This is a genomic window from Acidobacteriota bacterium, assembly GCA_020853395.1.
Taxonomy (GTDB): Bacteria; Acidobacteriota; Vicinamibacteria; order Vicinamibacterales; family SCN-69-37; genus JADYYY01.
The window spans coordinates 40902-63633 of sequence record JADYYY010000015.1 but is presented as its reverse complement, the minus strand read 5'-3'; the positions used below and the strand labels follow the sequence as shown (position 1 = coordinate 63633).

Sequence of the window (22732 nt, the reverse complement as noted above, 5' to 3'; positions counted from 1 at the left end):
CGGCTCACCGCTCGGCGCACGCGACCTCGATCGATCGCGCCGAGACCGAGACGACGTCGCCCGCGGCGTAGCGACGTGACGGCTCGCGGCCGTCGGACGTGTCGATCACGACCGCCCAGCGTGCGCTGAACGATGCCGCGGGGATCGTGAACTCCAGCGGCTCGTGGTGCGCGTTGAACAGCAGCAGGAACCGGCCGTCGCGCAACGGCACGCCCTCATCGTCGCGATCGCCGAGGGCGTCTCCGTTGAGGAAGACGGCGAACGAGCGCGCGAAGTCGGATTGCCAATCCTGATCGGTCATCTCCTGGCCGTCGGGCCGGAACCACGCGATGTCGCCCAGCCCGCGGCCGCGCGGCGATTGGCCGGTGAACCAGCGACGGCGCCGGAACACGGGGTGATCGCGCTGCAGCGCGATCACCCGGCGCGTGAAGTCCATGAGATCGCGATCGACGTGCTCCCAGTCGAACCAGGAGATCTCGTTGTCCTGGCAGTAGGCGTTGTTGTTGCCCTGCTGCGTGCGGCCCAGCTCGTCGCCTCCGAGCAGCATCGGGATGCCCTGCGACAGCAACAGCGTCGTCAGGAAATTGCGCTGTTGGTGGGTGCGCAGGCGGTTGACGTCGGGATCGCCGGTCGGGCCTTCCGCGCCGCAGTTCCATGACCGATTGAAGGACTCGCCGTCGCCGTTCGCCTCGCCGTTCGCCTCGTTGTGCTTCTCGTTGTAGGAGACGAGATCGCGCAGGGTGAAGCCGTCGTGGGCGGTGACGAAGTTGAGGCTCGCGTACGGGCGCCGGCCATCCGCCTCGTACAGATCCGACGAGCCGGTGAACCGGTTCGCGAACTCGCCGAGCTTCCCCGGCTCGCCGCGCCAGTAGTCGCGGACCGCGTCGCGGTACTTCGCGTTCCACTCGCACCAGCGCACGGGGAAATTGCCCACCTGGTATCCGCCCTCGCCGAGATCCCACGGCTCCGCGATGAGCTTCACGCGGCTGAGCGTCGGATCCTGATGGATGATGTCGAAGAACGCCGACAGCCGATCCACCTCGTAGAGGCCGCGCGCCAGCGTGGACGCCAGGTCGAACCGGAAGCCGTCGACGTGCATCTCCTGCACCCAGTAGCGGAGCGAGTCCATCACCAGTTGAAGGGCGTGCGGATGACGCATGTTCAGGCTGTTGCCCGTGCCGGTGTAGTCCATGTAGTAGCGCGGCTGGCCTTCGACGGTGCGGTAGTAGGCCAGGTTGTCGAAGCCCTTGAGGCACAGCATCGGGCCGAGGTGATTGCCTTCCGCCGTGTGGTTGTAAACCACGTCGAGGATCACCTCGAGGCCGGCGGCGTGCACGGCCTTGACCATCTCCTTGAACTCGCGCACCGCGCCGGCCGGATCCTCGCAGGAGGCGTACTCGCGGTGCGGCGCGAGGTAGCCGTACGAGTGATAGCCCCAGTAGTTGCGGAGGCCGCGATCGAGCAGGTGGGGCTCGTGCAGGAACTGGTGGATCGGCAGGAGCTCGATGGCCGTGACACCGAGCCACCGCAGGTGCTCGAGCGCGGCGGGATGCGCGAGCCCGGCGTACGTGCCACGCAGCGGCTCAGGCACGTCGGGGTGGCGCTTCGTGAATCCTTTGACGTGCACTTCGTAGATGACGGTCTCGTTGAGCTTGCGGCCGATGGGCGCGTCGTCGCCCCAGTCGAACCGATCGTCGACGACGACCGAGTGCGGGATGTACGGCGCGCTGTCGGTCTCGTCGCGGACGAGATCGTCGCCGCCGGCCGGATACGGAAAGATCGACGGGTGCGCGGCGACGTCGCCGTCGAGAGCCCGGGCATAGGGATCGACGAGCAGCTTCGCAGGGTTGCAGCGCAGGCCCCGTTCCGGATCCCACGGCCCGTGAACACGAAACCCGTACCGCTGACCCGGCCCGATGCCGGGGATGTAGCCGTGCCAGCAGAAGGCCGTGCGTTCGGGCAGACAGACGCGCCGCTCGGCGCCGGCGGCGTCGAACAGACAGAGCTCGACGCGCTCGGCGACTTCCGAGAACACCGAGAAGTTCGTGCCGTGGCCATCCCACGACGCGCCGAGTGGCAGCGGGTCGCCGGGCCGTACGAATGGACGCTTTGCCATACCGAAAGAAACCGGCGTGCGCCACTGCACATCTCGGGCCACCGTGGGAATCGGAGGCCGGCCGCCGGTGTGTAACGCGCGTGCGTCTCGGAGCGTCAGAGCTCGCGGGCGACGCAGCGAACGAGGAGGGCAACGGGAAACGTCCGCCACAACCGGGCGCAGTCGACCTCATCGGCGATCGGCGCATCGGCATCGAATCGGTTCCTCCATTCGCCCGGCGGCAACGCGAGGCGCGCGCCTTCACCGATCGGATCACCGAGCACGAGCCGCGGGACGGCCACGACGACGTCGGTTCCGCGCCGAAAGGCCAGCACGCGATGAGCATGCGGCCCCGTCGCGGCGAGCGGCAGGTACTCGGACGATGGGCCGAACGTTTGCGGGCGCTCGCGGCGAAGACGCAGAGCCTCGCGGATGATCCACGGCTTCGGCAGGCCGTCCTCGGCGCGCCGCCAGATGGCGTCTGGCGTGAGGCCGTCGAGCTCGGCGAGCCGCTGCCGGCGGAGGTCGAAATCCACCAGCCCGCGGTTGTCGGGATCGACCAGCGTGTGCGCCCAGAGCTCGCAGCCTTGATAGACATCCGGCACCCCAGGACACGTGAGCTTGAGGAGCGTCTGCGACAGCGAGTTGATCCATCCTGGGCGTACGAGCGGCGCCACGAACGCTCGCACGTCCTCCATGAGGTCGGCGTCCTGCCACACACCCTCGACGAACCGGCGCAGTGCCGCTTCGTACGGCGCGTCGGGTGACGTCCAGGACGTGTACAGTCTCGCCTCGCGCGCAGCCTTCTCCATGTGCGTCACCGCCCGCTCGAGCGAGAGCGGCCATGCGCCGACGAGCGTCTGGTAGAGGTAGTACTCGGTGTTCCGATCGGGCCGCTGACCGGTGCGATAGCGATTCGCCATGCTCGACCAGCGGCGCACGGCCTCGCTCCAGCGCACGGGACACTCGGAGAGGAGCGCGAGCCTCGCACGCACGTCCTCGCTCCGCTTCGTGTCGTGCGTGGACGTCGCGAGCATCGAGCGCGGCCGGCTCGCCTGTGCGTCGCGGCACGCGGCGTGGAACGCGTCCACGCTCACGGCGAACTGCGTCGGATCGCCGCCGACCTCGTTGAGCGCGATGAAGCGGTTGTAGACGTAGAACGTCGTGTCCTCGATACCCTTGGCCATCGCGGGCCCGGTCGTCTGCTGCAGGCGTGAGACGAACTCGGCTTCGAGCGGACCCGTGATCTCGAGCGCGAGCAGTGCCCGGAGGAACTCGAAGAGCGCCGGCTCGAGATCAGGACGCTCGGCCGCCGCCGCGCGCGTGACCGCCTCGATGACGCGACGGTCCGACTCGCGCACCCATGAAGCGGCAGGCCGGACGTACGTGCGGTAGACGGGGTGCCAGGCGATGACCTCCCGGATCGCGTCCGTCAGGTGATGCCGGGAGTAGTCGCGGTACCGGCGATGGCGTTCGCAGATGTCCACGAGCAGCCCCGTGAGGCGATTGACGTCGCTGCCCAGGACGTCGCGCGCGACGAGCAGCATCTTGTCGTGCGCGATGCGCCCATAGTCGGTCGACTCGCCCGTGAACTCGGCGTAGAACTGCGTGAGCGGCGCCTCGGCCGACGGATCGACGAACAGCCGCGTGACGAGGTTCAGGAAGTCGTAGCCCGTCGTCCCGGCCACGGGCCACTCGGCGGGCAGGGTCTCACCCCGCGACAGGATCTTCTCCGCGATGATCCAGGCGTTGGGCACAGCGGCGCGCAGCCGCTCGAAGTACTCCTGGGGATCCCTCAGGCCGTCGGGATGATCCACCCGAAGGCCGGCGACGAGACCGCCGCGCGCCCAGTCGAGCACACGACGGTGGATGTCCTCGAAGACCTGCTCGTCTTCGGTTCGCAGACCGATCAGCGTGTTGACGTCGAAGAACCGCCGGTACCCCAGGTCGCGCCCGGCGCTGCGCCACCAGGCGAGCCGGTAGTTCTGCAGCTCCAGTATCGTGTGCAGCGCGTCCGGATCCCCGTTCGTCGCGCGGACGACCTCGTCCACCGCGGCGGCCACGGCCGCCTCGTCGCGCAACAGCCGATCGAGGGCCGCGTGCAGGACCTCCTTGTCGCGATGCCGCCGGCGCACGCTGGCGCGGTCCGTGGCGGTTGGCCGCGGCAGGGCGCTGAACGCATCGGCGAGATCAGCCAGGACGTCGGACCCTGCTTGCCGCGCCGCGGGCCCGAGGAGCGGCCCGAGCGAGCTCGCGCTCAGCGGATATCGGTGATCGGACCCGTAGATCACGAAGAAGCTCGCGCCGTCGCGCTCGAGCCGGATCTCGCCGTTCTCGAGCACGCGACCGTAATGGTCGGCCAGCACCGGCAGCAGCACCAGGTTGCGCAGGCGCGCCTCCGGCGGGTCCCAATCGACGTCGAAGTACGACGCGAAATGGCTCGACGGTCCGTTCTCGAGCACGTCGGCCCACCAGCGATTCCCCGTCGACACCGCCATGTGGTTCGGCACGACGTCCACGACCTGCGTGAGGCCGTGCGCACGGAGCGCCTCGACGAACCGCCAGAATGCCGGCTCCCCGCCGAGCTCGTCGTTCACGCGGCCGTGATCGACGATGTCGTAGCCGTGAGTACTGCCGGACGCGGCCTGCAGATACGGCGAGCAGTAGGCGTGCGTGATGCCGAGCGAGGCGAGGTAGTCCGCGATTGCCGCCGCGGCGTCCAGCCCGAAGCGCGGCTGGAGTTGCAGGCGATAGGTCGCGGACAACGGGATCGACTCATCGGTCGGTGGCGTCATCGTCGCGTCGGGTCAAGGCCGGTCCAAGCCGCTGTCGCGCGCCCGCCGGCGGTTCACGTAGACCGCCTCGACGACCACGCGCTGCGATGCCATCGCAGCGCGGTGCCAAACCCATGCCCAGTTGTCTCGCGTTTCTGGCGCGAGCGCGCTCTGCACGCTGGGCAGAACGACCCTGCCGGCGCTCACATTCATCCTCGCCGAGAGGCGCAGACCCGGCGCTGCCTCAGGTCCGTCTCCGTTTCCGTGGCACTGGCGTTGCACTAACGGTCTCTGGAGACCTGCGCGAGAGGCCGCGCGCGAGCGAGCCACGCGAGCGAGCCCGCGCGAACGGCGCGGGGCCTTGGGGGCCCCCGCGAGTGAGCGCGTCGGGGAGCCCGCAGGGGCGAAGCCCCTCGGACTGATCAAAGGAGATCCGGATGTTCCACCACAATCGGAAGCTGCAGTACAACGCGAAGCCCGATCGTCCGGATCCGCTGTTCGCCCGCCAGTTGCAGGAGGCGCTCGGCGGCCAATGGGGGGAGATCAGCCTCATGATGAGCTATCTCTTCCAGGGCTGGAACTGCCGCGGGCCCGCCAAGTACCGCGACATGCTGCTCGACATCGGCACGGAGGAGATCGCCCACGTCGAGATGGTCGCGACGATGATCGCGAGGCTGCTGGAGAAGTCGCCGGTCGATGCCACGGATGCCGCGGCGAAGGATCCCGCGCTTCGGGGCATCATGGGCGGGGCGACCGTCAGCGACGTGTTGCTCGCCGGCATGAACCCCCAACACGTCATCGTCACCGGCGGCGGCGCTTCGGCGACCGACAGCGCCGGCTACCCGTGGACGTCGCGCTACACGATCGCGAGCGGCAACCTCATGGCCGACTTTCACTTCAACGTGACGGCGGAGTGCCAGAGCCGGTTGCAGCTCGCGCGCCTGTACGAGCTGACCGGCGACGCCGGCGTTCGCGACATGCTCTCGTTCCTCATCGCGCGCGACACGATGCACCAGAACCAGTTCCTCGCCGCGATCGAGGAGCTGCAGCACGACGGCCTGGAATCGATGCCGGTGCCACACAGCTTGTCGTCCGAGTTGGAGAACCGCGCGGTCGCGTATCAGTACTGGAACTGCTCGAACGGCGTCACCTACGAGGCGCGATGGCTGGCTGGCCTCTCACCGGACGGCCGCGGCGAGTTCACCGTCGTCAGCCCCGCCGAGCCGATGGGCGAGGAACCCTATCCGGGTGCTGTCGATCCCCGCCTCCACGGTACGCCGCGCGGTCCGATGACACCAACGGCGTAGGGCGGCCAACGACGATTGCAGCGCTGCCGTTCGCGCGTCGCGCGCGCGACGTCCTACCCCGGGCCGTTCACCGCCGCCGCACCCACCGAACGTCGACACCCTCGCTCGCGCCGAGCGCACGCGTCAGCAGGTCCGCTGTCGCCGCGTTGACGCCCGCGGCGCGCAGCATGTCGATGGTGGGCTGATCGATGTAGACGTCCGTGTCGTCCACCGACTCGAGCTCGAGATGGCGCGTCAGCTCGGCGAGCTGCGCGTCGGTGATTCGGCCAATCACCGCGCCCGTCCGGGAGTCGACCAGCTCGAGCGCGCCATCCGATGCGCCAGCCGAGCGGGCCGTCGGACCAGGCCCGACCGGCGCCGCGGGCAGCGGTGGCTGCTCGTCGGCCGCTATCGCAATCGGCCCGGAGATCACGGGAGAGAGCAGCGTGGTGATGATCTCGCGCGCCCGGCCCTCGTCTTCCTCCCGCACCAGCACGGAGAGCGGCGGAGCCGTTTCACCGACGGTGAGCGTCGATCGATGGCCGATCAACTCGGACGCGAGCCCGCGATCCTGGACCATGTACTCGATCCCCGCCTGCTCGAGCGCCGCGAGCACGTGTGGAACGACGGTCGCCTCGGTCGTGCGCCAGACGGGAATGAGGGCCTCTTGCGGATCGGGTTGGTCGTGGTCGGATGTCATCTGAGGAGCCTCCTTCGGCATCATCGGCGCCGCTCGCGGCGACGGACTTCCGCGATCGCCTCGCGTTCGGCCCGGTCGTCGGCGCTCGCCGCCGGCAGCGTGTCGTGCTCGTCGATCTCGTGGACAGCCAGATCGGCGGCATCGCCAGGCAACGCCTCGACGTTCAGGTCGTCGCGCGTCGTGCCGGGCGCGCCTTGCCGGACGGCGGCGTCGTACCCCGCATTCTGCTCTGGCCGGTCCTGCACGTCATCCGGAAGTTCCTGCCCGCCGCGGCGTCTCGGCGGCGGCTGCTCGGCATCGCCTTCGCTGCCGTGCGGCGCCCTATCAGTGGAACGTGGGTGCACATCGCGTTGCACACGGTTCGCCATGCTTCCCTCCGCACCTCATGGTGCAAGAGCCTCGCCAGCACGAGACGCGCATGGCCTGTCTGCGGGCCAGCGGCGGTGAGCCGCCGTGCGATGCGACTACGCAATCAAATCACGCAGCCGTTGCGGCTCCTCGCCCAGCCAGGACGGGTGCGTGGCGGTCGCGTCGAAAAGCGACGAGACCTTGAACGGCTCGTACGCGCCGTCAGCGGCGGCCGCCACCGTTCGAGCCAGCAGCGACCGCACGCTCGCATCGTCGAGCGGCCTGAACGACCGCGCGACGTCACAGGCCTGGTCGAGCATCGCCATCGACTCCATCCCGGTGACGACGACCGACGTGGGGAGGTTCAAGGCGTACTGCAGGCATTCGACGGCCGACACGATTCCCGAGCGCAGGATGATGCCGTTGGCCATCGACTTCATGCCGAGCACGCCGACGTTGTCGCGCAGCAACGCCGGCAGCACGAGCCTCTCGAAGCTCCGATAGTGCGCGTCCATGACGTTCAGCGGCATCTGGACGGCATCGAAACGCACCCCGTGCGCCCGGGCGACGTCGAGCGTGTGCAGATGGATGGCGGGATCCTTGTGACCGGTGAAACCGACGTACCGCACCTTGCCCGCTCGCTGCGCGTCCGTCAGCGCGCGGTGGGCCCCCTCATCGTCGAAGATCCGGTGAGGGTCCTCGAAGCGGATGACCTCGTGATGCTGAACGAGATCGAGGTGGTCGATCCCCAACCGTCTCAGCGACTCGTCGAGCTGTCGAGCGGCTTCGGAGCGCGACCGCCCGTCGACCTTCGTCATGACGAACGCCTTCTGGCGATAGCCATCCCTGAGCGCCAGGCCCATTCGCACTTCGCTCAGCCCGTCGTTGTAATCCCACGCGTTGTCGAGGAAGTTGACCCCGCGGTCGAGCGCCGTCCGGACGATCCGGATCGCGAGCGCCTCGGACACGTCCTTCAAGCCGAGATGCCAGCCGCCGACGCCGATGGCCGACACGGATTCCCCGGTGTGGCCGAGGATGCGATGCGGAATCTCTGCGCTCATGCTCCAGTCCCTCCCCGCTCACGTATCATCACCTGAGTCGCTCCTGCACACGCATCGCCAAGGCGGATTCCGTGATTCCCTACCACGACGAGAACCAGACGCTGCGCACCGCGTGGGTCACGATCGCGCTCGTGGTCCTCACCGTGTGCACGTGGGTCTTCGTGCAAGGGGCGGGCGCGCCGATGCCGTTGGCCGCGTCCGTCTGCAATCTCGGGCTGATTCCCGGCGAGCTGACGCTTTCCGCCCCCGTGGGCTCGGAATTCCCGATGGGCGACCGCGTGGTGTGCGTCACCGATCCCGGCCGCCAGATGTCGACGCTCGTCACGTCCATGTTCCTCCACGGGTCGTGGATGCACCTCATCGGGAACATGTGGTTTCTGTGGCTCTTCGGCAACAACGTCGAGGACTCGATGTCCCGGCCGCGCTTCCTCGCCTTCTACTTGCTCTGCGGCCTCGCGGCCGCGATGGCGCAGGTGCTCGCGTCGCCGTCCTCGATCACGCCCATGGTCGGCGCATCGGGCGCCATCAGCGGCGTCATGGGCGCGTACTTGATGCTCTTCCCGCGCGTCCGGGTGTTCACGCTCGTGCCGCTCGGCTTCTTCATGTACTCGATGGCGCTGCCGGCCTGGGTGATGCTGATCTACTGGGCCGTGCTGCAGTTCTTCGGCGGCGTCACCAGCATCGCCTCGAACGAGGCCGGCGGCGTGGCGTTCTGGGCCCACGTCGGCGGCTTCCTCGCCGGCGTGGTGCTGGTGAAGATCTTCCAACGACCCGATCGCACGCTCGCGCACAGGTCGCATGTCTGGCGGCCCCAGCAAGCGGGCTGGCGGTGAGCCAGCGGCGCACGCCGCCCGTCATCGCACGACGATCGTTCCTTTGAGCATGTCCATCCCGCAGGCGAACGACAGCTCGCCCGCGGACGGCGTGATCTCGATCGCGACCGGCTGGTTGAGCGGCAACTCCCGCCGAATCGCAAGCGAGGGAAACACCACGGCCGTGGCGCAGGTCTGATCCGTCGTCCGGATGAACGTGAGGCGCGCCGGCAGCCCGGCACGCAGCGTGAGACGCGCGGGGCTGAAGCCGTCCGGCACGATTCGCACGGTGGCTTCCTGCACGGACGGTCCCGCGGCGGCGCCGGGCCCGCCGGCATCCGTCGCGGGCCGGGCCGACGACGATCCCGGCGAGGCGGACGGCGCGGCCGGCCCGAGCCCCAGCCGCTCCCGTTCCGCGCGGAGAAAGAAGCTCCCGCCGCTCACGACGACGTCCGTACGTTGCACGCCGGCTTCGATTTCGATCTCGTCCGCCCCGACTCGACCGATCGAGACGTCACGTTCGACGAACCGGCCGGGCGCGGACGCGTTCGCCAGGTACACGACCGTGCGGCCCCCGATGTGCTGCACCGCGCCGCGCGGCACGACGACCACGTCCCGCGGCTCGCTCGTGCCGACGACCACGTCGGCATACATGCCGAGCCGCAGCTCGCCGCGGGGATTCGGCACCTCGATCCGCAACCTGGCCGTTCGCGTTTCGCGATTCACTTGCGGATCGATGTAGCCGACCCGCCCGTGCAGCGACCGACCCGGATACGCGTTCGTCGTCACCGTCGCGGCGCTGCCGATGCGGACGTGCGCGAAGTCGCGCTCGTAGAGATCCGCCATCACCCACACCGTGGACAGATCCACGACGGTGAACAGCTTCATCGACGGGTCCACGTTGAGCCCGGGATTCGCGACGCGTTCGGTGACGATGCCGTCGATGGGCGCCGGCACGGTGGTCGTGGCGTCCACGGGCCTGCCCGGCGCCAACGCATCGAGCGCCGGCTCGGACATGCCGAGCAGCGCGAGCTTCGTGCGCGCGGTCTGCACGGTGGCGGTCTGAGCCGTGTGCTCGGCATGGATGCGCTCGAGCTCCTGCCGGCTGGCGGCGCCGATCGCGACGAGACGCTCCGTGCGCTGCAGCGCGCGATCGTGCGCCTCCAGCTCGGCCTTCGCCGAGACATACCGCGTCTGCGCCTCGGCGAGCTCGGGGCTGTAGACGTCCGCCATCGTCTGCCCGCGCCGCACGCGATCGCCGAGATCGACGGCGACGGACGTGACCCGGCCTGCGACGAGCGGCGTCACGGCCACCTGCCGGTACGCGTTGGCTTCGACGACGCCCGGGATCCTGATGGCGCTCGACGCGCGCCGCACGGATGCGCGCGTCGTCGTGATGCCCGCGCGGGCCGCCGCCTCCGGAGACAACGGCACGACCACGTCCGGAAGCCGTTGCTCCTCGGCAGGCGTCGACGCGGGCGACGCGCCCCGCGGCTCGGATGTCGACGCTGACGGAGCAGGCGCCGGCACCGACGTCGGCGCGGTGCTCGCGGACGGCCCGACCGTGACCGGCGGAGCCACCGGCACCTCGTGCCGGCCGATCAGAAGGAGGTAGGCGCCGACAGCTCCCACCAGCAGAAGCGCCGCGGCGGCGCCGGCCGCCACCACAGGATGCAGGCTCACGCGCCGCTCGCCGTTCATCGCGCCCCTCCCACGGCGCGCATCAGCGCCGTTCGCGCCTCGAACGCCGCGCGCAACGCCGCGGTGTAGGCGCGCTCGACGTCGAGGAACCGTCGCTGCTCCGCCAGAACGTCGAACACCGTCATCCGGCCGAGCGCATAGCTCTGCGTGACGACCGACAGCGTCTGCCGGGCCAGCGCGCTGGCGCGATCGCGGAAGAGCGCGACGGCGGCATCGGCCTGCGCCGCCTGGGCGCGCGCCGCGGCGATCTCGGCGGCAGCCGTCAGGCGTGCGGCCTCGTAGTCGGCCGCGGCCCCGTTCCTCGCGGCGCGAGCGGCCGCGACCGCACCCTGATTCCGATCGAGGATCGGCACGGTGACGGCCGCACCGAACGCGACGTAGTGGAAGACGCCCCGAATCGGCTCCAGCCGATCGTCGGCCGTGAATCCCCGCTGAGGGAACCCGGCGTCCATCCGCATGTAGCTGGCGAACAGGCGGGCGTCGATGCGCGCTTCGCGCCGCAGCACGTCGATGCGCGCATCGGCGAGGCCGACGCGTGCCCGTGCCTCCTGAACATCGGCACGGTCAACGCCGGCCCGCGCGTCGTCGACGCCTGCGGCGACGGCGGGCCCGCCGCCGACGGCGTCCTCCAACTGCTCGCGCAGCTTCACCGCGGCGTCCGGTAGGAGACCGAGCATCCGCTTGAGCTCGATCATCGCGAGATCCGCGCGGCCGACCTGGATCGCCCGGTCGGACTCGAGACGTCTGAGCTCCAGTTCGACGAGGTCGCGGTCGAGCGGTGGCGACGCGCCTTCCTCCACGCGCGCGCGCAGCAGCTCGAGCTGCCGCGCGGTCGTGGCGACGAGATCGTCGAGAATGCCCAGCTCGCGGACCGCGGCGAGCACCTCGCCGTACCGCGCGCGGACGTCGGCCGCGAACAGCCGCTCGCGGTTCGCCACCTCCAGCGCCGCGCCGCGGACTTGCTCGTCGGCAACGCGCGCCCGGCCGGCACGCCGGAACAGATCGAGCGGCCACTCCACGCTCCCGGTCGTCTGCCGATCGCGGCCGGCGGGCTCGGTCCGCTGCTCGAACGACACCGACGGGTTCGGCCGCAATCGCGCCTGAGCGCGCTGCCCGCGGGCCACGTCGACGACCGTCCGCGCGGCCTGCAGCCCCGGCTCGCGCGCGCGAGCGTCGGCAATCGCCTGTTCGAGCGACAGGCCGTCGACCGGATCGACATACCGCAGTGCCGACGGCGTCACGTGCGGCGCCTGCGCCGCCGGCGCGGCCGCAGAGAGCACGACGGCGCCGGCCATCGCGGCGATCCAGCGCGCGCTCATTGCACACCTCCGTCGAAGCTCGCGGTGCCCCGGCCGCCGGGCCCATCCCACTCCACGGCGAAATGCCACGTGCCGGCCATGCCGAAGTCGCCGACGATCGCGTAGCGTCCCGGAACGCCGGTCCGCCGCACTTCGAGCCCGCCCGACATCGTCATGCCGGGCATCGACATGCCGGCGCTCGCGTGCACCGCACCGACGTCGCGCAAGACGCCGCCGTCCGCCTCGCGGAACTCGATCACGAAGTCGTTGCGGCCCTGGCGGAGTGCGCCGGCCGGACTCCGCAGCACGACGTCCAGGTCACCCGCGCGCACGGTCGTCACGACCGCGCCGGATCCTTCAGTCGGGCTCGCCGCGTCGTCGCGGAGCGCCATCCAACCCCACAACGCCAGGACCACGCCACCGATCACCGCGGCGGCCCGCCACCGGCGCGGAACGCGGCGTTCGTGTACCGCCGGCGTCGCCGGCTCGGGCTCGAGCCGAAGGCGACGCGCGTGCAGCCAGAAGAACAGCACGGGCGTGACGATGAGCACGTGCAGCAGCGACGACACCATCCCGCCGAGCACCGGCGCGGCGAGCGGCTTCATCACCTCGGCACCCGCGCGCGTGCTCCACATGATCGGCAGCAGGCTGGCCACGATGGTCGACACCGTCATGACCTTCGGCCGCAGCCGCAGGAGCGCGCCCTCGACCACGGCGTCGCGCAGGAGCGCGCGCGTGAGCACGCCGCCGTGCGCCGCGCGCGTTCTCGCCACGGCCTGGTCGAGGTAGATCACCATCACGACGCCGGTCTGCACGGCGGTGCCGAACAGCGCGATGAAGCCGACCCACACGGCGACCGAGACGTTGTACCCGATGAGCCAGACGAAGTAGATCCCGCCGGTGAGCGCGAACGGCACCGCGAGCAGCACGTGTGCCGCCTCGGCGAACGATCCGTAGGTGAGAAAGAGCAGCACGAAGATGACCACCAGCACGAGCGGCACGACGAGCCCGAGCCGCTCGCGCGCGCGCACCTGGTTCTCCCACCGTCCGCTCCAGCCCAGGTAGTAGCCGGCCGGGAGCGGCACGGCCGACACGGCCGCCTTCGCGTCCTCGACGAACCCGCCGACGTCGCGTCCCTGGACGTTGAGCAGAACGGTCGCGAGCAGCAGCCCGTTCTCGGACGAGATCATGGCGGGGCCGCGCACGTGCTCCAGGCGCGCGACCTGCGCGAGCGGCACCTGTGCGCCGCCGGGAGCCGGCACGAGCACGCGGCCGAGCGCCGCCGGATCGCCGCGGAATTCCGGGCCGTACCGCACACGTACGGGAAACCGCCGCCGGCCTTCGATCGTCATCGTCAGCGTCGTCTCGCCGACGGCCGTGCCGAGCACGTCCTGGATTGCGCCAACGCCGATGCCATGGCGTGCCGCCGCGGCCCGGTCGATCGTCACGTTCAGGTACTGGCCGCTCGTCACCTGCTCCGGGTACACGTTCGCCGCGCCGGGCACGCGACGCAGCACGCCGGCAATCGATCGCGCCGTCCGTTCCAGCTCGTCGAGGTCGGTGCCGAAGATCTTCACGCCGACCTCGGAGCGGATGCCCGTCGTCAGCATGTCGATGCGATTGATGATCGGCATCGTCCAGATGGTCGACACGCCAGGCAACTGCACGGCGTCGCTCATCTCGCGGCGCAGCCGTTCGACGGTCATGCCGGGCCGCCAGGCGGCCTTGGGCTCGAGGCGCACGATCGTCTCCGTCATGTTCAGCGGCGCCGGATCGGTCGACGTGTCGGCTCGCGCGACCTTCGCGACGACCGACGCCACTTCCGGCACGCCGAGCAGGGCGGCGTTCTGCCGCGAGGCGATCGCTGCCGCCTCGTCGAGCGAAATGCTCGGGTCTGCGATGGGCATGAACATGAGATCGCCCTCGTCGAGCGCCGGCATGAACTCGTGGCCGAGCCCTCGCGCGGCCACGATCGCTCCGGCGAACAGCACGGCCGCGATCACGATCGTGACGGCGCCGTGCCCGAGCGCCAGGTCCAGAACGGGCGCGTACACGCGTCGCAACCCGCGCATCACCGGGTTGTCCTCTTCGCGGTGGAATCGGCCACCGAGCAGCACGGTGCAGAGCACCGGCACCAGCGTCACCGCGACGACGGCCGCGGCCAGCACCGCAACCGTCTTGGTCAGCGCGAGGGGATGGAACAGCTTCCCTTCCTGGCCGCTCAGCGCGAACACCGGCACGAAGGCCAGCAGGATGATCGCCATCGAGAAGAAGACCGGCCGGCCGACGAGCCGGGTCGACTCGAGCACGGTGGCCCACACGCGCGGCCGGTCCCGAGGATCCACGTGCCGCTGCTCCAGGAATCTGAACGCGTTCTCGGTGACGACGATGCCGGCGTCCACGAGCACGCCGATCGCGATGGCGATGCCGGCGAGGCTCATGATGTTGGCCGATACGCCGAGGTAATAGAGGCCCAGGAAGGACATCAGGACCGCGAGCGGCAGCGGCAGCGTGACGATGAGGATCGATCGGACGTGCATGAGGAACAGCACGTGCGCGAGCGTCACGAGCGCGATCTCCTCGAGGAGTGCCGTCCGCAGCGTGTCCACCGATCGCTCGATGAGCGCCGAGCGATCGTAGAAGGGCACGATCGCCACGCCGGGCGGCAGGCCGGGCGCGATCTGCGCGATGCGCGCCTTCACGGCATCGATCACCTGCTTCGTGTTGACGCCGGTCCGTGCGACCACGACGCCGCCGACGGCTTCGCGCGTGCCCTTGACGAGCGCGGCCGTGCGGAAGGCGTCGCCGAGCCGCACGTCCGCCACGTTCTCCACGTAGATCGGCACGCCTCCGGCCGCGCCGACGACGATCCGCTTCACGTCGTCGATCGAGCGGATCAGGCCGACGCCTCGCACGATCAGCCATGCGCCGTTCGCATCGAGCACGTTGCCGCCCACGTTCACGTTGCTCTCGCGGACGGCGGCGACGACGGCGCCGAGCGGCAGGTCGTAGGTGCGCAGCCGGTTGGGATCGACGTCGATCTGGTACTGCTGAACGAAGCCGCCGACCGAGGCGACTTCGGCGACGCCCGGCACGGCGTTGAGCTGGTACCGGATGAACCAGTCCTGGAGGCTGCGCAGCTCGCGAAGCGAGTGGCGATCGCTGTCGACCGTGTACCAGAACACGTGCCCCACGCCGGTGGCGTCGGGCCCGAGCGTCGGCACGACGCCGGCGGGCAGCCGCGTCGTCACCAGGCTCATGCGCTCGAGCACCCGCGTCCGCGCGAAGTACGTGTCGACGCCGTCGTCGAACACGACGTAGACCATCGAGAAGCCGAAGGCGGACTGCGAACGCACGACACGAACGCCGGCCAGCCCCTGAAGTCCGGTGGTCAGCGGATAGGTGAGCTGATCCTCGACCTCCTGCGGGCTGTGTCCCGGCCATTCGGTGAAGACGATCACCTGGTTCTCGGACAGGTCGGGAATCGCGTCCACCGGCGTCGCGCGGAGCGCCCACCAGCCCCAGGCGGCGAGGCCCAGGTAGATCACGATGACGAGAAAGCGGTTACGGAGCGCGAGATGAATGAGTCGGTTGATCATGGGTCACGACCGCGCCAAGGCGCGCGCACGCGCGCGCCCGTCCACGCCCGGGCGAAGCCGGGCAAGAGAGACGCGACGATCGTGACTAGACGAGGAAGACGGAGAGGAGCAGGTAGGTCGCGACGGCTTTCGGCGGCGCATCATCCGGCGCCCGGACGATGTCGGGCGGCGGAAGGGGCAGCACGAGGCCGACCCGGTAATCGGCCGGCTCGCCCGACATCGCCGTCGTGACGGGCGGCGCCGCGTGCGTGTCTTCGCGGCGCTCAGCGGGCGCGCAGCAACTCATCGCCGCGGTGTCTCCACCCGCTGCGATCGACGGCCTCGATGGCTCGGGCCGATGGAGAGGGCAAGTGGACGCGGCCGCCGTCGTCGTGGTCTGTCGTGCGAACGACGCCGCCACGCCACAGAGCCCGGCATGGCCTGTCGTGAAGACCAGCAGCACCGCGAGCACGGCGAGGCGTCGGACGACAGCCATCTCCCCTAGCATGCGCTCCGTACCTGCACCTGTCAAAGCGTCTAGTCGTTCGACGCCGGCCTCATCAGGAACGCCTGCAACCCCGGCAGATCGTCCGTGTTGATGAGATCGACGCCGGCATCCAGGCAGACCTGCCAGCCTGCCGGCGTGTCTGGGATGGCCCAGAACCGGATCTTCCGGCCCTGACCGTGCGCCCGCGCGACGATGGCGCGCAGCTTCTCGCGCTCGTCGTCCGGCATCACGCCGGCCCCGCGCCAGGCGAAGACGTTCTGCCAGTTGTCGCTGATCACCGGCACGAGGGATGCCGGCGGCGACGTCTCGAGGTCCGCGAGGCGGCCGTCGATCGCCGCGAAGCGCAGCGTCTCGCCGGAGAGAGTCTCGCGCGCGCGGTTGCCCGAGATGACGACCGTGACGGCGCCCTCGGTGACGCCATCGGTCCGAAACGTCGTCAGCATGCCGTCGTACCGCGCGAGCACGTCGCGCAGTGCGGCGTAGGTCGGCTCCGCCTCGGATTTCACGTCGATCCACAGCAGGAACGGAGCACCGGCGCCGCCGAGACGGCCGCCCGGCGCCGCGACGCGCTCGCGAAGCGGATCGAGATACAGCGATTCGAGCGTGCGGTCGACACGTACGGCCTCTCGGTCGTGCGCGACGAGCAGCCGGCCGCCGACGAGCCACACGTCGGCCTCGACGCTCGCGAAGCCGTGCGCGAGCGCGTCGAAGAGCGGCCGCGCGTGCTCGTAGTCGTTGTGCGCGTGCGCGCGCGGCAGCGGCGCATCCGGCCGGCCCATCGACTGGCCAACAGCGGCCGGGGCGACGATGGCGAGCCACGACAGACAGAGCGTCAGCATGCGGCACCTCATCATTCCATCCCGCCCATCCCGCGCGATCGCTTGGACCTGCTGCACTGGGCCGACGGCTCGCTCGTCGAACGCCGGCCCTGGCGATTCCGGAAACGCAGCTCAGTATCGGTCATGACGTGGAATCCGCTCCAGGGTATCGGCGAATGCGGGGCCGGTGGCTGCACGCTCGCCCGCGGTCATCGGCAGCCGCGCGCCCTCGTCGACGACTCGTGCGCTCGACTGATCTGCGCGGCCCGCCGATCGCTTACCATGGACGTGTCACCGCCGCGGGGCGCGCATCGTGCCCGCGGCATGCGGTCATCCGCGCCCGGCGAGAGCGGACGTCAGACTCGGCGTCCAAGGCGTTGCCCAAACGGCCCCTCGCACGGCGGGTCTTCACCAATGGGAGGCGATGTGTCGTCCAGCACCCGGCATTCAGCGAAGAGCGCGTTGCTCGTCATCGATCTGGCCAATGATTTCGTGTTTTCCGGCGGCGTGATCGCCGATGCCGGCGGCCCGGCGTACCAGGCGCGGGCGCAGGCGATCGTCCCGAGACTCGCGCGTCTCGTCGAGGCGGCACGGCAGGCCGGCGTCCTGGTCGTGTACGCGACGGATGCGCATCGCGAAGGCGACAGCGAGCTGGCGAAATGGCCGCCGCACGCGATGAAGGGCACGTGGAACGCGCAGATCGTGCCGGCGCTCGCGCCCCGTCCCGGCGACCTCGTGATCGAGAAGCAGACCTACAGCCCCTTCGTCAGCTCGGCGATCGACGCCGAGCTGCGCGCACGAGGCATCGAACGTCTCTACATCACCGGTCTGCACACGGACTGCTGCGCGCGTCACACGTCGGGCGACGCGTTCCAGCGGGGCTACGACCTCGTGTGGATCACCGACGCGCTCGACGCGTTCACCGACGAGGCGCATCGCCAGGGGCTCGAGTACTTCGCCGCCTGGTATGCGAACGACGCTGCACGCCAGATGCGAACGGCCGATCAGATCGTCGAGGAGTGGCGCGGCGCGCTCGTGTCGTAGCGGCCGCCGCGCGCCGAGCGTGCGGCGCGCCGCCGCCGGGACGGTCGCGAGTGCCGCACGCCTACCGCAGCTCAGCGCGGCCGAGACATCCTGAAGCGCACGTCTTCGCTGACGGCGAAGTAGTCGCCGCGGCCGCCGCCGCGGGCGATCGGGCCGGCCGCAACGGTGTCGTAGACGCCGTCCGCCAGCAGATCGCGGGCGATGTGCACGCCGACCACCTCGCCCATCACGAGCCAGGTGCCGATCGGCACGTCGGCCGCCGTGTGCAGTTGCACGATCTGCGTCCGGCGGCACTCGAACACGACGGGGCTTTCCGCGACCCAGGGCACGTCGATCCGGCGCGACGCCTTGGGCGTGAGGCCCGCGACGTCGAACTCGCTCACGCCAGCCGGCACGCTCGCCGACGTCGCGTTCATCGCCTCGGCCAGCGCCCGCGTGACCATGTTCCAGCAGAACTCGCCGGTTTCGCGGACGTTGCTGACCGTGTGCTTGAGGCCGTTGCTCGAGAAGCCGATGATCGGCGGGTCGTAGTTGAACAGGTTGAAGAAGCTGTACGGCGCGAGATTGACGTTGCCGTCGGCGCCGCGCGAGGAGATCCAGCCGATCGGCCGCGGCGCCACGATCGAGTTGAGCGGATCGTGCGCGAGCCCGTGTCCCGACGAGGGCTCGTAGTAGTACATCTCGCGGTCCATGGCCGATCAGTATGCGCCGGGCTCGCGGCAGGATCCAGCGGCCGCCGTGCGCCGCGCGATCGAGGCCTCGCGCCCGACGCCGGCCGGCGCGCGAAGGCCGCTATGATGGGATGAGCTCGCATGAGATGGGCGGCGCGGATCGGCACCGTCGCAGGGATCGCGGTCTACGTCCACGCGACGTTTCTGATCCTGATCCTGTGGGTGGCGCTCGGCCACTGGCAGGCGGGCGACGGTCCCGCGTCGGCCCTCGCCGGCGTGGTCTTCGTGCTCGCGCTGTTCGGCTGCGTCGTGCTGCACGAGTTGGGGCACGCGCTCACGGCGGCCCGCTTCGGCATCAGGACGCGTGACATCACGCTGCTGCCGATCGGCGGCGTGGCGCGGCTGGAACGGATGCCCGACGACCCGCGGCAGGAGCTGTGGGTCGCGCTGGCGGGTCCGGCCGTCAACGTCGTCATCGCCGGCGCGCTCTTCGTCGTGCTGTTCGCCACCGGATCGCTCGCGCCTCTCCCCGGCGATCCCACCGAACAGGGCCCGTTGCTCCAGCGCCTGATGCTCGTCAACGGCTTCCTCGCCGTCTTCAACCTGCTGCCGGCGTTTCCGATGGACGGCGGCCGGGTCCTGCGGGCCGTGCTCGCGCTCCGCACCGACTACGCGCGCGCGACGCAGCGGGCGGCGTCGATCGGCCAGGGCATGGCCCTCGTTTTCGGGCTGCTCGGTCTCTTCGGCAATCCGATGCTGATCTTCATCGCGCTGTTCGTCTGGATTGGCGCGTCGCAGGAGGCCGCCCTGACGCAGATGCGCGCGGCGCTCGGCGGCATGCCCCTCGCGCGCGCGATGATCACCGACTTCCGGACGCTCGCGCCCTCCTCTTCGCTCGACGACGCGGTGGCGCTCCTGCTGTCGGGGGCGCAGCACGACTTTCCCGTCGTGGAGCAGGGCCGCGTCGCCGGCATGCTCTCGCGCGCCGATCTGCTCGCGGCGCTCCAGCGGCTGCCGCGCGACACGCCGGTGAGCGCGGTGATGCGGCGCGAGGTGCCGGCGGCCGACGTCGCCGAGATGATCGAGGTCGCGGTGGCCCGGCTGCAAGGCTGCGATTGCCACACGATGCCGGTGCTGCAGCACGGCACGCTCGTCGGCCTGCTCACGATGGAGAACGTCGGCGAGCTCGTGAGCGTGCAGGCGGCCGCCGGCCGCTCGACGCCGCGTTGACGCGCGCCGTCACGCGCCGGCGATCTCGACGCCGATGTCGTGCGCGCCGATCGGACCTCGGACCACGACGCGCGCCGATGTCGACGCGATCAGACGGCCGGCCGGGCGCGGCGTGACCAGTGCTGCTGAATGGCGTTCGTCCAGATCGCCTGCTCGCGCCGGCTCATCCGCCCGAGCGGCTCGACGCGCGGATCGATGAACCCCCAGCGCTCGACGTCCACGAGATACTGCGCGCGCGACAGCAGCGTCCCCCGGCACAGCCGAAGGCCGGGCGGCGCCGTCTCGATCGGCGCGGCGGCCAGTTGCCGCAGCACCCACGCGGGCACGATCGCCGCTTCGCCGGGATACACGTAACCGAAGAGCAGCAGGTGCGCGAGCAGCACGCGTTCGTGCCCGGCGAAGCGGCGCACGAGATGGGGCCAGTCGAAGGAGCGGCCGGCGCGCAGCACGAGATGCAGCACGTCGGCGCCGTCGAACCGCTCGCGTTCCATGATGAACGCTTTGCTCCACAGCAGCTCCTCTGGCGGGCACACGAGCACTCGAAATCCGAGCACGCGCGCATCGACGGCCCGCTCCAGCCATCCGTGTTCGACCGGCACGAGGCCGTTGCCGCTGCTGAAGATGATGTCGACGAGGCCGCTGCCGCTGATGGCCTTGCCGAGCCAGTGCGGGAACGGCAGCCGCGTGTAGATGCCGGCGCGCCGGAGCGCGCGCGCCACGGCCGGCCAGTCCTCGCGCATGACCATCAGATCCAGGTCCTTCGTCGCGCGATGGATCTGCGTGTGGTGCGCCATCGCGTACGTGCCGCCGACGAGGAACGGAAGGCCCTCGGCCTTCAGCGTCCGCAACACAGCACGGTAGAACGGCACCGGATGACTCACCCCGCCGGTCGTCGCAATTCACGTACCACGGACGTGTCGACGGGGCATGTGTCTTGCTACATCGGAGCGCATGACGATGGCACCCGCGAGACCTCGATTGCCGGTCGTCCGAGTAGCAGCCACGGGCGACCTGCACTACGGCCGCTACTCACCGAGCCGCTTGCAGCGCACGCTCGCCGCCATCGCCGAAGCCGCCGACGTGCTGGTCGTCTGCGGAGACCTCACCGACTATGGCCTGCCCGACGAAGCGCGCGCGCTCGCGCGCGAGCTGTCGCAAGAGCTCAGCCTCCCGATCGTCTGTGTGCTCGGCAACCACGACTTCGAGTCTGGCGATCCGTCGACCGTGCGCGACATCCTGCGCGACGCCGGCATCATCGTCCTCGACGGCGACTCGTGCGAGATCCACGGCGTGGGCTTCGCCGGCGTGAAAGGGTTCGGCGGCGGGTTCGGCCGCCGCGCGCTGGGGTCGTGGGGCGAGCCAGTCATCAAGCAGTTCGTGCAGGAGGCGCTGAACGAGGCGCTGAAGCTGGAGACCGCGCTCGCCCGGCTGCGGACCGCCGATCGCGTCGCCGTGCTGCACTACGCGCCGATTGCCGCGACGGTCGCCGGCGAGCCGGAGGAACTCTATCCGTTCCTCGGATCGAGCCGTCTCGAGGATCCGCTGAACCGGCTGCCCGTGTCGGTCGTGTTTCACGGGCACGCCCATCGCGGCCATCCCGAGGGCCGCACGTCGTCGGGCGCGCCGGTCTACAACGTGTCGCTGCCGCTGCTCGAGCGGCTCACGCCGGATCGGCCGTTCAAGGTGATCGAGTTCAGGCCGGGCGGGACGGCTGGCAGCGACGGCGATCCGCTCGCCGACGAGGCGACGCCGACGTCGACGTCGGGCACTCCGTGACGATCGCCAGCGCCTCTCGAACCCAGGAACGCGCGCCACCAGGGTCGCGTCGCCGACAACGGCGAGGTGCCGGGATCGCTGGCCGGTCGTGGCTTTGGTCGAAGTGGGACGAGCCACGCGACGTGCTCGGCCACCACGTGGCGGCCACAACCGAGGTCGTCGTGCGTTGCTCGAGGCGGGAGGAGCCATGCGACAGACGACACGGACGTGCACCGCGCGATGGCAGCCTCAAGCGGGCGGGAAGAACCGGCGCAGATCCGCACCCGTCATCGCGGTGTTGTAGCAGGGTGTGCCGGGCTCGAACTCGCGCCCGCGCGCCAGGGGACCCACGATCACCGGATCGAAGCCCGCGTCACGAACGAGCGCCGCGGCGACGTCGAGCGCGTCTCGATCGTCCGACGCGAGCGGGATGCCGATGCGATCCCCCTCGCGATGCGCCTCGATCTCCATGACCTTGAAGTAGACGGTGTTGAACGCCTTGACCCATCGCGCGCCCGGGAACTGAGCCGCCGCCCACCCCGCCGAGCCGCGAGGATGGGCGGTTGCTTCGCGCGCGATCGCACCATCGCGGTTCTCGTACGCATTGCCGGTATCGAGCACGACCTTGCGCGCCACGAGCGGCGCCAGCTCAGCGGCGAGCTGCGGCACCGCCCCGAGCGGGACGGTCAGCAGCACGGTCTCGCCGTAGCGCGCCGCCTCGGCCGGCGTGCCGACGGACGCCAGATCGCCAATCCGATCGGCCAGCGCCCGGAGCTCGTCGGGGTGGCGCGACGAGAGCATCACTTCGTGCCCGGCGTCGACCCAGAGCTTCGCCAGCGTCGAGCCGATCATCCCCGCACCGATGAGCCCAATCTGCACGATGCCACCTCCAGGCGTCATCATCGCCCGCGGTACCGAACGCCCGCAATGGTCGCATCCGCGTTATTTCCCGATCCGCATGACGTGTTCGAGAGTGCGGGCACGCCTCTCCGCCTCTCGTCGCAGGCGGTGGGCCCGCGATGGTCGGTGGCGTGACCGGCGTGTCGTCGCGCG

Annotated in this window: 18 protein-coding genes; 5 read left to right on the top strand and 13 right to left on the bottom strand. The window is 70.2% G+C overall.

Going from position 1 to position 22732, the window contains the following annotated elements; translation table 11 throughout:
• Positions 1-4 precede the first annotated feature (4 nt).
• Together glgX and treY are read right to left on the bottom strand one after the other, a co-directional pair.
• The gene (gene glgX, locus IT184_14280) at positions 5-2116 is read right to left on the bottom strand and encodes a glycogen debranching protein GlgX (protein ID MCC7009970.1); all 2112 of its coding nucleotides are present in this window, start codon (positions 2114-2116) and stop codon (positions 5-7) included.
• 95 nt (positions 2117-2211) lie between these two features.
• Positions 2212-4890, bottom strand: coding sequence for a malto-oligosyltrehalose synthase (gene treY / locus IT184_14275; GenBank protein ID MCC7009969.1), 2679 nt, complete (start codon positions 4888-4890; stop codon positions 2212-2214).
• A gap of 416 nt (positions 4891-5306) precedes the next feature.
• Here treY and IT184_14270 point away from each other — a divergent pair, with 416 nt between their 5' ends.
• Positions 5307-6176, top strand: a complete 870-nt coding sequence (locus tag IT184_14270) for a manganese catalase family protein (protein MCC7009968.1) — start codon at positions 5307-5309, stop codon at positions 6174-6176.
• A gap of 67 nt (positions 6177-6243) precedes the next feature.
• Here the strand turns inward: IT184_14270 and IT184_14265 are convergent, their stop codons facing one another.
• The 3 genes from IT184_14265 to IT184_14255 all read right to left on the bottom strand — a co-directional run bounded on the left by IT184_14265 (position 6244) and on the right by IT184_14255 (position 8264).
• A complete protein-coding gene (locus tag IT184_14265) occupies positions 6244-6855 on the bottom strand; it encodes a DUF2007 domain-containing protein (GenBank protein ID MCC7009967.1) in 612 nt (203 codons plus the stop codon).
• A 20-nt stretch (positions 6856-6875) separates the two neighbouring features.
• Complete coding sequence (locus IT184_14260) at positions 6876-7100, bottom strand: hypothetical protein (GenBank protein MCC7009966.1); 225 nt, start codon at positions 7098-7100, stop codon at positions 6876-6878.
• 219 nt (positions 7101-7319) lie between these two features.
• The gene (locus IT184_14255; GenBank protein MCC7009965.1) at positions 7320-8264 is read right to left on the bottom strand and encodes an aldo/keto reductase; all 945 of its coding nucleotides are present in this window, start codon (positions 8262-8264) and stop codon (positions 7320-7322) included.
• Positions 8265-8335: 71 nt separating this feature from the next.
• Here IT184_14255 and IT184_14250 point away from each other — a divergent pair, with 71 nt between their 5' ends.
• Complete coding sequence (locus IT184_14250; GenBank protein ID MCC7009964.1) at positions 8336-9097, top strand: rhomboid family intramembrane serine protease; 762 nt, start codon at positions 8336-8338, stop codon at positions 9095-9097.
• A 21-nt stretch (positions 9098-9118) separates the two neighbouring features.
• On the opposite strand, the gene IT184_14245 is transcribed toward IT184_14250, so the two are convergent.
• The 5 genes from IT184_14245 to IT184_14225 all read right to left on the bottom strand — a co-directional run bounded on the left by IT184_14245 (position 9119) and on the right by IT184_14225 (position 17000).
• Positions 9119-10759 (bottom strand): efflux RND transporter periplasmic adaptor subunit, encoded by a 1641-nt coding sequence (locus tag IT184_14245; GenBank protein ID MCC7009963.1) that lies wholly within the window; start codon positions 10757-10759, stop codon positions 9119-9121.
• A 14-nt stretch (positions 10760-10773) separates the two neighbouring features.
• Positions 10774-12096, bottom strand: a complete 1323-nt coding sequence (locus tag IT184_14240) for a TolC family protein (GenBank protein MCC7009962.1) — start codon at positions 12094-12096, stop codon at positions 10774-10776.
• Positions 12093-15674 (bottom strand): CusA/CzcA family heavy metal efflux RND transporter, encoded by a 3582-nt coding sequence (locus IT184_14235; protein ID MCC7009961.1) that lies wholly within the window; start codon positions 15672-15674, stop codon positions 12093-12095. The genes IT184_14240 and IT184_14235 overlap by 4 nt, the downstream gene beginning before the upstream one ends.
• Before the next feature lie 85 nt (positions 15675-15759).
• On the bottom strand, positions 15760-16149 hold the full coding sequence (locus tag IT184_14230) for a hypothetical protein (protein ID MCC7009960.1): 390 nt from the start codon (positions 16147-16149) through the stop codon (positions 15760-15762).
• 41 nt (positions 16150-16190) lie between these two features.
• Positions 16191-17000, bottom strand: coding sequence for a phosphatidylinositol-specific phospholipase C/glycerophosphodiester phosphodiesterase family protein (locus tag IT184_14225; protein ID MCC7009959.1), 810 nt, complete (start codon positions 16998-17000; stop codon positions 16191-16193).
• A 393-nt stretch (positions 17001-17393) separates the two neighbouring features.
• Between IT184_14225 and IT184_14220 the strand changes: the two genes are divergently transcribed.
• On the top strand, positions 17394-18023 hold the full coding sequence (locus IT184_14220) for a cysteine hydrolase (protein ID MCC7009958.1): 630 nt from the start codon (positions 17394-17396) through the stop codon (positions 18021-18023).
• Between the two features lie 71 nt (positions 18024-18094).
• Here the strand turns inward: IT184_14220 and IT184_14215 are convergent, their stop codons facing one another.
• Entirely contained in the window at positions 18095-18715 is a 621-nt protein-coding gene (locus IT184_14215) for a flavin reductase family protein (GenBank protein ID MCC7009957.1), read from the bottom strand.
• Positions 18716-18835: 120 nt separating this feature from the next.
• On the opposite strand from IT184_14215, the gene IT184_14210 reads away from it, so the two are divergent.
• Positions 18836-19924, top strand: coding sequence for a site-2 protease family protein (locus tag IT184_14210; GenBank protein ID MCC7009956.1), 1089 nt, complete (start codon positions 18836-18838; stop codon positions 19922-19924).
• 89 nt (positions 19925-20013) lie between these two features.
• On the opposite strand, the gene IT184_14205 is transcribed toward IT184_14210, so the two are convergent.
• Entirely contained in the window at positions 20014-20793 is a 780-nt protein-coding gene (locus tag IT184_14205; protein ID MCC7009955.1) for a hypothetical protein, read from the bottom strand.
• 88 nt (positions 20794-20881) lie between these two features.
• On the opposite strand from IT184_14205, the gene IT184_14200 reads away from it, so the two are divergent.
• Positions 20882-21700 (top strand): metallophosphoesterase, encoded by an 819-nt coding sequence (locus IT184_14200; protein ID MCC7009954.1) that lies wholly within the window; start codon positions 20882-20884, stop codon positions 21698-21700.
• A 228-nt stretch (positions 21701-21928) separates the two neighbouring features.
• Here IT184_14200 and IT184_14195 read toward each other — a convergent pair whose 3' ends face one another.
• The gene (locus IT184_14195; GenBank protein MCC7009953.1) at positions 21929-22558 is read right to left on the bottom strand and encodes an NADPH-dependent F420 reductase; all 630 of its coding nucleotides are present in this window, start codon (positions 22556-22558) and stop codon (positions 21929-21931) included.
• Positions 22559-22732 lie beyond the last annotated feature (174 nt).